At 73.3% G+C, this 9091-nt stretch carries 7 protein-coding genes and 1 pseudogene; 4 read left to right on the top strand and 4 right to left on the bottom strand.

What is annotated here, in order from left to right:
- Positions 1–73 (top strand): annotated as a pseudogene (locus HCN56_RS20655) (family 1 glycosylhydrolase); the annotation flags it as partial.
- A gap of 18 nt (positions 74–91) precedes the next feature.
- Here HCN56_RS20655 and HCN56_RS20650 read toward each other — a convergent pair.
- The 4 genes from HCN56_RS20650 to HCN56_RS20635 all read right to left on the bottom strand — a co-directional run bounded on the left by HCN56_RS20650 (position 92) and on the right by HCN56_RS20635 (position 4861).
- The gene (locus tag HCN56_RS20650; RefSeq protein WP_167973337.1) at positions 92–1525 is read right to left on the bottom strand and encodes a GH1 family beta-glucosidase; all 1434 of its coding nucleotides are present in this window, start codon (positions 1523–1525) and stop codon (positions 92–94) included.
- A 74-nt stretch (positions 1526–1599) separates the two neighbouring features.
- Positions 1600–2523: a carbohydrate ABC transporter permease gene (locus HCN56_RS20645; protein WP_167973335.1), complete on the bottom strand. Its 924-nt coding sequence runs from the start codon at positions 2521–2523 to the stop codon at positions 1600–1602.
- A 2-nt stretch (positions 2524–2525) separates the two neighbouring features.
- Entirely contained in the window at positions 2526–3542 is a 1017-nt protein-coding gene (locus HCN56_RS20640) for a carbohydrate ABC transporter permease (protein ID WP_167973333.1), read from the bottom strand.
- Positions 3543–3556: 14 nt separating this feature from the next.
- Entirely contained in the window at positions 3557–4861 is a 1305-nt protein-coding gene (locus tag HCN56_RS20635; RefSeq protein ID WP_167973331.1) for an ABC transporter substrate-binding protein, read from the bottom strand.
- A 242-nt stretch (positions 4862–5103) separates the two neighbouring features.
- On the opposite strand from HCN56_RS20635, the gene HCN56_RS20630 reads away from it, so the two are divergent.
- The 3 genes from HCN56_RS20630 to HCN56_RS20620 form a co-directional block, all read left to right on the top strand.
- Complete coding sequence (locus HCN56_RS20630; protein ID WP_167973329.1) at positions 5104–6141, top strand: LacI family DNA-binding transcriptional regulator; 1038 nt, start codon at positions 5104–5106, stop codon at positions 6139–6141.
- Positions 6142–6559: 418 nt separating this feature from the next.
- Positions 6560–7672 (top strand): hypothetical protein, encoded by a 1113-nt coding sequence (locus HCN56_RS20625; protein WP_167973327.1) that lies wholly within the window; start codon positions 6560–6562, stop codon positions 7670–7672.
- Between the two features lie 40 nt (positions 7673–7712).
- The coding region (locus HCN56_RS20620; protein WP_245246809.1) for a PQQ-binding-like beta-propeller repeat protein at positions 7713–9091 on the top strand (1379 nt) is incomplete at its 3' end.

The raw sequence follows: 9091 nt of genomic DNA, 5'->3' as shown, positions 1-9091 counted from the left end.
GCTGGAGCGCGGCATCACCCCCGTGGTGACGCTCTACCACTGGGACCTGCCGCAGGAACTGGAGGAGGCAGGCGCCGGCGCGGCCGGTGTGTCACATGGGGCGGTTGCGCCGGATCAGGTCGGCGTACCACAGCGCGCTGCTCTTCGGGGTGCGGCGCAGCGTCTCGAAGTCCACGTGCACGACGCCGAACCGCTTGCTGTACCCGTACGCCCACTCGAAGTTGTCCAGCAGCGACCAGACGAAGTAGCCGCGGACCGGCGCGCCCTGCCCGATCGCGTCGCGCACCGCGCCGAGGTGCCCGTGCAGGTAGGAGACGCGGCGCGGATCGCGCACCTGCCCGTCCTCGTCGACGGTGTCGGCGAAGGCCGCGCCGTTCTCGGTGACGTACAGCGGCAGTCCGGGCGCCTCGCGGTGGAAGCGCAGCAGCAGCTCGGTGAGACCGGTCGGGTCGATCGACCAGTTCATCTCGGTGCGCTCCTCGGTCGCCTGATGGAAGGCGACGTGGCCGGAGCCGACCCAGGGCGAATGCGCGGAGTCGCCGTGGCCGTCGTCCTTGGCGGAGCCGCCGGCCGGGGCGTGCGAGACGATCGCCGGGTTGTAGTAGTTGATCCCGAGCGAGTCCAGCGGCTGGTTGATGATCTCCTCGTCGCCCGGCAGCACGAAGGACCAGTCGGTGATCTCGGCGGTGTCCGCCTTGAGGTCCTCCGGGTAGCCGCCGTGCAGCAGCGGGCCGGTGAAGATGCGGTTCTGGAGGGCGTCGATGCGGCGGGCAGCGTCCGCGTCCTCGGGGGAGCCGGTGAGGGGGCGGACCGCCGCGGGGTTGAGGGTGATGGAGACCTTCGCGCCGGCGGGCAGGGCGGCGCGGAGCGCCTGGGTGCCCAGTCCGTGCGCGAGGTTGAGGTGGTGGGCGGCCCGCAGCACGGCGAGCGGCTCGGTGCGGCCGGGGGCGTGCACGCCGGAGCCGTAGCCCAGGAAGCTGCTGCACCACGGCTCGTTGAGGGTCGTCCACATCGAGACCCGGTCGCCCAGCGCCTCGGCCATGATTGTGGCGTACTCGGCGAACCGCTCGGCGGTCTCCCGCTCCGGCCAGCCGCCTGCGTCCTCCAGTTCCTGCGGCAGGTCCCAGTGGTAGAGCGTCACCACGGGGGTGATGCCGCGCTCCAGCAGGCCGTCGGTGAGGCGCCGGTAGAAGTCCAGACCGGACTGGAGCGCCGGGCCGCGACCGGTCGGCTGCACCCGGCTCCAGGAGGTGGAGAACCGGTAGGCGCCGATGCCGAGTTCCTTGACGAGGTCGAGGTCCTCGGCCCAGCGGTGGTAGTGGTCGCAGGCGACGTCGCCGGTGTCGCCCGCCTGCACCTTGCCGGGGGTGTGGCTGAAGGTGTCCCAGATGGACGGGGTGCGACCGCCCTCCCGGGCGGCGCCCTCGATCTGGTAGGACGCGGTCGCCGTCCCCCACAGGAAGTCCGAGGGGAACTCCAGGTCGGGGGCGACGGGGGAGAGGGACGTGAGATGGCTTTCAGTCATGGAAGCGCTCCCATTCGTGGTTCAAAGGAAGCGGGGCGCACCCGTCGAGGACGGGCGCACCCCGCGCGGCGGTGTCAGCCCTTCAGGGCGCCCTGCATGATGCCGCCGACGATCTGCTTGCCGAAGATCGCGAAGGCGATCAGCAGCGGCAGGGTGCCCAGCAGGGCACCGGCCATGATGACGCCCTGGTCGGGGACATACCCGCGGCCGAGGCCGGTCAACGCGACCTGCACGGTCGGGTTCTGCTGGGTCAAGGCGATGATCGGCCAGAAGAACTCGTTCCAGGCCATCACGAAGGTGAGCATCGCCAGCACGGCCATGGCCGGCCGTGCCACCGGGAGCACCACGTGCCAGACCACCCGGAGGCTGTTGGCGCCGTCCATCCGGGCCGCCTCGATCAGCTCGGTGGGCAGCGCCTGCACCAGGTACTGGCGCATGAAGAAGACGCCGAAGGCGCTGACCATCATCGGCAGGATGACGGCCTGGAGGTGGTTGGTCCAGCCCAGTTCCGCGATGGCCATGAACAGCGGGACCACGCTGAGCTGGGGCGGCACCATCATCGTGCCGATCACCAGCAGCAGGAGCAGGTTCTTCGCACGGAACCGCAGCTTGGCGAAGGCGAAGCCCGCGAGCGTCGCGAACAGCACGGTCGAGACGGTGATGGTGCCCGCCACGAACACCGTGTTGAACAGGGCCTTGCCCATGTTGGCGGTGTTCCACGCCTGGTCCAGGTTGTGCCACAGCCGGTCACCGAAGGAGAACGGCGGGGGCGACTGGGCGAGCCGTGCGTTGCTGTGCGAGGCAGCTATCGCCGTCCACACCAGCGGGAACAGCGAACCGAAGGTGAAGATCGCCAGGATGGTGTAGGTGAGCCAGCCCGCCCGCAACTGCTTGCCGGCCTTCCCGCCGCGCTTGACGCGGCGGGGCGGCCCGCCGTCGTCGCCGGGCGGGAGGACGGGGGTCGTGGTCTCGGGGGTCACGGGAGCCGAAAGCGTCATGGTCAGGCCCCCTTGCCTGCGGTGCCGCGCGAGGCCAGCTTGGTGACCGCCCAGTACACCAGGCCGATGATGATGAGCAGCAGGAACATGGCCCAGGCGATGGCGGAGGCCCGTCCGAGGTTGAAGTTGGTCCAGCCCATCTCGTACATGTACAGGCCGAGTGTCTGGTACTCGTTCTGCGCGCCGCCGGAGGGGCTGCCGCCGAACAGCAGCGGCTCACCGAAGAGCTGGGTGGCGCCGATCGTCGAGACCACGACGGTGAAGAGGATCGTGGGACGCAGCGAGGGGAGGGTCACGTGGAGGAACTGCTTCCACGGCGAGGCCCCGTCCAGCGCGGCCGACTCGTAGAGGTCCTTCGGCACGGCCTGCATGGCCGCGAGGTAGATGAGCGTGTTGTAGCCCGTCCACCGCCAGATCACGATGGTGGAGATGGCGAACTGGGTGGTGAGGCTGCCGCTCTTCCAGTCCACCGCGTCGATGCCGACCAGGTCCAGCGCCCAGTTGATCATGCCGTAGTCGCGTCCGTAGAGCATCGCGAACACGAGCGTCGCCGCCGCCACCGAGGTGGCGTACGGGGTGAGCATGGCCACGCGGAAGAAGTTGGAGCCGCGCATCTTGTAGTTGAGCAGGTGCGCCAGGCCCAGGGCGATGGCCAGCTGCGGAACGGTGGCGAGCACCCCGATGGTGAAGGTGTTGCCGAGCGCGTTCCAGAAGTATTCGTCGGACATCAGCCGGACGAAGTTGTCCAGCCCGGCCCATTCCATGTCGTTGGGAGCGGCGAGGCGGACCCGGTGCAGCGCCGCCCACCCGGTGAACAGCAGCGGGAAGAGCCCGAACGCCCCGAAGAAGAGGAAGAAGGGAGCGATGAACGCGTAGGGGCTGGCCTTGGTGTCCATCCGGAAGCGCCACGAGCGGCGCCGCTGGCGGCGCTCCTCGGGGCTCTCGGCGGCCCGTCCCGGCCGGCCCGGGGCCGCGCCCCCCTCGACGGGGGGCGCGGCACTCGAATCGTGGGTCGTCATGGAGTGTCGGATCCTCAGTCGGCGAGGGCGTTCTCGATGGAGTTGACCGTGCTCTCCCACGCCTCCTCGCTGGAGAGGCCCTGGGTGTCCGCGGCGAGCAGGCCGTTGGCGATCTGCTCCTGGATCACCTGGTCACGCGGGCCGAGGACCAGGGTGGGGATGCCCTCGGCGGCCTCGGTGAAGAGCCGGCCGATCGGAGCGTCCTGGAAGTAGTCGTGCGTGGCGTCCGCGACCTCCGGGGCCTGGACGGCCTCCGCCGAGGACGGGAAGCTGCCGCGCTCGGCGAAGAAGCGGGCCTGCTGCTCGGGAGCGGTCAGCCACGCGGCGAGCTTCGCCGCCTCCTCCTTGTGCTCGGAGGCCTCCGTGACGGAGAGGAAGGCGCCGCCCCAGTTACCGGGGGAGGGTGCGTGCGCGAAGTCCCACAGGCCCTCGCCCGCGTCGCCGGCCTTGTCCTGGATGTAGCCGAGCATCCACGCCGGGCAGGAGACGGTGGCGAAGTCGCCGTTGGCGATCGCGCGGTCCCACTCGGCCTCGAACTGCTTCTGCTTGGCGGTGATCCCGCTCTCGGCAGCGTCCATCGCGAGGTCCCAGGCGGTCTGCACCGCTTCGCTCTCCTGGTAGACGACCTCGCCCGAGGTGTCGTAGAAGCGCTCCTCGTAGGTGTTGACCACGGCGTTGAAGACGCCGCCGGCGACATCCACCCACGCCGCGTCGACGTCGGACTCGACGAACTCCTTGCCGGTGTCGATGTACGCCTGCCAGTCGTCCGCCCACAGCGCGGAGACCTCGTCGCGGTCGGTGGGCAGCCCCGCCGCCTCGAAGTGGTCGGTGCGGTAGCAGATGCCCATCGGACCGATGTCGGTCCCGAGGCCGACCACCTTGCCGTCGGCGTTGGTGGCCTGCGCCAGCTTGAAGTCCAGGAAGTGGCCGGTGTCGACGTCGTAGTCGTTGAAGTCGACGAAGTACTGGCTCAGCTCGTTGGTGACCTCGTAGATGTTGGCCACCTCGATGGCCTGGATGTCCATCAGCCCCGAGCCGGTGGGCAGCCGTGTCAGGAGGGCCGGGTAGTAGTCCTCCGACTTCTGCACCGAGGTCTGCTCGATCACGATGTTGTCGTTCAGCTCCATGTACTCCTCGTACAGGCCGGCCTCCTCCAGGCCGAACTGTCCGAAGACGCCCACGGTCAGCGTGATCTTGTCGCCGTCGCCTCCGTTGCTGTCGGAGTCGCCGCCGCTGGAGCAGGCGGTGACGGCGAGCATCATGGCGGCTGTCCCTACCGCCGCCCGTCGGGTCATCCTGGTACGGGGTGTCGTGCGCATGGTTCGTCCTCCTGGCGCGTGGACGTTGCCTCTCCCGGTCGGCGTGCGGCGCAGTGTGGGGTGAGCGGGCCCGGGGTGTGGAACGTTCGAGGGTCTGGTGGGTAGGGTGCCGCGGTGGGAGCGCTCCCACATCGGTGGTCCGGAGATTTCCCGAGACGCGCGCCGGTGTCAATACATCCGACCGCACCGTCGTGTTTCCGTGATCTGATGGGGGTCTCGGGAGCATGTGACGGGAGGACCCGATGGCGATTGCACGACACCGGGCCGGGCGGGAACGCCGGCCCACGCTGGAACAGGTCGCGGAGCGCGCGGGCGTGGGACGCGGCACCGTCTCCCGGGTCATCAACGGCTCACCGCGGGTCAGCGACCGCACCCGCGTCGCCGTCGAGGCGGCGATCGCGGACCTCGGCTACGTCCCGCACCGTGCGGCACGGGCCCTCGCCGGCAACCGCGCCGACGCCGTCGCCCTGGTTGTCCCCGAACCCGAGACCCGGCTCTTCGCCGAGCCCTACTTCGCCTCGATAATCCGGGGCGTCAGCACCGAGCTGGCCGAGGCCGACATCCAGCTGCTGCTCACGCTGAGCAGCACCGCGACCGAGCGGGAACGATTCGCCCAGTACGCCGCGGGCAACCGCGTCGACGGCGTGCTGCTGGTCTCGGTGCACGGCGAGGACCCCCTGCCCGAGCTGCTCGCGGAGAACGGCATCCCCGCCGTGATGAACGGCCGCCGTTCCGCCGACGAGTCCTTCCCCCACGTGGACGGCGACAACGTCGGCGGCGCGCGCGCCGCCGTGCGGCACCTGCTGGAGCGCGGCGCCGCCGCCGTCGCCACCATCACCGGCTCCCGCGACATGTACGCCGCCCAGTGCCGCCTCGACGGCTACTACGCGGAGCTCGCCGCCAGCGGGGTGGACGAGGACGAGGGGCTGGTCGCCCACGGCGACTTCAGCGAGGAGGGCGGCTACCGGGCCATGTACGAGCTGCTCGGCCGCCGCCCCGGGCTCGACGCCGTCTTCTGCGCCTCCGACCTGACCGCCGCCGGTGCGCGCCGCGCGCTCCGCGAGGCGGGGCGGTCCGTCCCCGGCGACGTGGCGCTGGTCGGCTTCGACGACTCGGCGATCGCCCGGCACATGGACCCGCCGCTGACCAGCGTCCGGCAGCCCACCGAGGAGATGGGCCGCGCCATGACGCGGGCGCTGCTCGCCGAGATCGCGGGCGAGCCCGCCGCTGCCCCCGGCCTGATCCTGCCGACCGAACTGGTCCGCCGCGCCTCCTCCTGACCGGTCCGCGCACCCTGATCCGCGTGCCCCGGCCGCGCCACGCGCCGTCGGCCGCGGCTGCGACCGCCCCGGGGGCGCCCCGGCGAGGGTGGCGGAACCGGCCCGATCCGTGGGACCGCCGCGACGGGCCGTGCACGTGCACGCCGGCGGGCCGCACGAGGCCGCGGTAGCGCTTTCCGTGGCGCCCCGTGCGCCCGCGGTGGCGGACCGTGGCCACCCCGCTCCCCGACGTGCTGTCGCACCGGACGAACCGCCCCGCGGCGGGAGCCCCCTACCCGCGACAGCTGGGGTGAACCGCCCTCGTGAGGGGGTGCTGCGGCGCTGTCCCACCCCGGGAAACGCCCGGAAAACACCGGTCCCCGGGGGCGGTTGTCCGCAACCCGCCCACAGTCCCGGCCAGGGCGTCTACTGTCCTGACATGGCCGTGCGACAACTCTGCGAACCCGGCGTACTCGACACCACCCGCCCGCTGGCAGGCCGCGCGGCCGTCCCGGAGCGTGTCCTCGGTGTCGCCACGACCCGGGACCTCGCGACCGTGGCCGTCGCCACCTCCGCGCCCTGGTTCCCGGGCCTCGGTGAACTGCTGCTGCTGCGCCCGGCGTCCGGCGCGGCGCCGCTGCGGCTCCCGTTGGTCCGTGGCGCCCGCTCGGCGGTCGCCCACGATCTCGTGCTGGGCGACGACGGGGCCACCCTCACCGCCTCCCTCGGCGGCACCGAGGACCAGCCCGGCGGCGGCACCGCCCACTGGTCGCTCACCGGCGAACCCCGGGAGCTGTGGCGCCGGGGCGCCGGCCGCGCCGCGCTCGGCGCCGACGGCGAGCCGGGGCACATCCGCCTCGCCGTCAGCGAGGACGGCACCACGGTGGTCGGCTGCGACCCCGCCTCGCACCAGGTCACCGCCCTCGGCGCCCGCGCCGGCAACCGGCTCTTCGACGGCGAGGGCGACCCCGGCCGGCCCGGGGCCCTCGGCGGTACCGGCGCCGTGGCGGTCGACGCCCGCGGCAGTCGCATCGCGTTCCGCCTCTGCCGCTGCCACGGGCGCGCGCCCGAGGGGGAGATCGCCGTCCCCTCGCTGCGCACCGGCGCGTTCACCACCCACGCCACCGGCATGGCCTGGTCCTGCGGGATGGCGTTCAGCCCCGACGGCCGGGAGCTGGTCGTCGTCGGCGTGGCCGACGGGCGGGCGGTCGCCACCGTCGTCGACCTCACCGGCCGCCCCGGCGACGCCCGGCCGTGGACGGTGCTCGGGCCGCTCTCCCCCGAGGCCCGGCGCCAGACGGTCCGCCCGGTGTGGGGACCCGCGGGGCCGCGCGCCGCCGTCCGCTCCGGCCACACCGTCACCGTCTGGGACCTCGCGCGGGGCAGCGCCCTCTACGCGGTCGACGGGATGGGCACCGAGACCGCCTGGACGCTGACCCCCGACGGCGGCGCCCTGGTCACCGCCACCCCCGACGTGCTGCATGCCCACCGCTTCGACACCCCGGCGGCCGCCGCCGGGGCGACCGGGAGCGAGGTCGGCCACCGTCCGTGACCCCGCCCCACCCGCCACCGCGACGAGCCAGGACCGCCCCATGACCGATGCAGCACGCCTCGACCGGCTCCTCGCCTCCCGCCCCGGACGCGACGCGTGGGACGAGGTGTGCGAGCTGCTGGAGAGGTGCGACGAGGCGCGCCTCTCCGCCGTCACCGCCGCCGTCCTGCGGTGGCCCGCCGCGCAGCGCCCCATGCCCGACCGGTGGTGGGCGCAGTGGACCCGGGGGGACGTCCGCCCGTACCACGCGCTGGCCGGCACCCGCGGCCTCGGCGGGCTCGACAGCGTGGAGACGGGGACGGTGCCGCGGCCCGTGGAGGAGGACTGGTCCGACTGGGCGGACCAGGCGGACCTCGCCGACCTCGCCTCGCTCACCGGCCTGCTCGGCCCCACCCGGCCCGGCCCCCTGACACCCGACCACGGCGCGGACGGCTTCGGCCCTGACGGGTTCACCCTCCCGGGGCTCCCCCCGGGGGAGCCAGCCGACGAACTGCTGCCGCCCGCCCCCGACGGACTCTTCCCGCTGCACCGCGGCGCCGAGCCGCGGCTGTTCGGCGGGCCCCTCGACGGCGCGGGGCTCCCGGAACTCGACAGCCCCTACAGCCATGGCGGCCCCGACGCCCCGCTCGCCGGTCCGATCGGTGCCGGGGGGCCGCGCCTTTCCGACGGCGCGGTGGGACTGCCGCCCTACGCCGGTGTCCCGACGGGAGCCGGCCACGAGGCCGTGGCCGGGCTCGACCAGGGTGCCGCGGCGGTCGCCGCCCCCTCCTCCCTGCGGTGGCTCGCGGTGGGCGGCCGCGCCACCTCGCCCGCCCGGGGCAGCGACCTGGTCCGGTGGGAGACCACCCGCGACGCGCCGCTGGTCTGGTACCTCAGCGGCGCCGACAGCTCCGACGAACCGACGGAGATCCAGGTCAGCCCGGACGGCGAGGTCGTCGTCACCGCCGTGGAGGGAAGCTGGGCCGCCTGGTCGGCCGCGACCGGGCGGCGGCTGTGGCTGCTCGGCCCGGAGGAGAACGGCTCGGCCGCCGGCGGGCGCGGCTCCGACAGCCTGGACGACCCGGTGCGGCTGGCGTTCTCGGGCGACGGCCGCAGGCTCGCCTTCGGCACCACCGGTTCCGACGTCGTCGCCGTCATCGACAGCCGGACGGGTGAACCGCTGCTCAGCGTCCCGCCGGGCGCGGACGCCTTCGGCCCCGTCGCGCTCGACGCGCACGGCAGCCTCCTCGCCCACGCCGCCCACGGCGGGCGGGTCGTGCTGCGCGACGTCGCGACCGGGGAGGTGCTGGCCGTCGGGGAGAGCGGTCTCACCTCCGTCGCCGCGCTGGCGCTCGCCCCCGACGGGCACGCGGTGTTCGCCGTCGGGGGAGCGGTGGGCGGCGGGCCCGGCGACGCCGGCCTCACCGTGCGGGCCCGGCC

Origin of the sequence: Streptomyces lonarensis, from assembly GCF_012033735.1 — a bacterium.
GTDB lineage: Bacteria > Actinomycetota > Actinomycetes > Streptomycetales > Streptomycetaceae > Streptomyces > Streptomyces lonarensis.
Note: the sequence above shows the minus strand (reverse complement) of the source record. Positions and strands in the feature narration are given on the sequence as shown.

Coding starts and splice junctions, on each gene's coding strand:
- HCN56_RS20650 (WP_167973337.1), bottom strand. CDS start 1,525: ATGACTGAAAGCCATCTCACGTCCCTCTCCCCCGTCGCCCCCGACCTG.
- HCN56_RS20645 (WP_167973335.1), bottom strand. CDS start 2,523: ATGACGCTTTCGGCTCCCGTGACCCCCGAGACCACGACCCCCGTCCTC.
- HCN56_RS20640 (WP_167973333.1), bottom strand. CDS start 3,542: ATGACGACCCACGATTCGAGTGCCGCGCCCCCCGTCGAGGGGGGCGCG.
- HCN56_RS20635 (WP_167973331.1), bottom strand. CDS start 4,861: ATGCGCACGACACCCCGTACCAGGATGACCCGACGGGCGGCGGTAGGG.
- HCN56_RS20630 (WP_167973329.1), top strand. CDS start 5,104: ATGGCGATTGCACGACACCGGGCCGGGCGGGAACGCCGGCCCACGCTG.
- HCN56_RS20625 (WP_167973327.1), top strand. CDS start 6,560: ATGGCCGTGCGACAACTCTGCGAACCCGGCGTACTCGACACCACCCGC.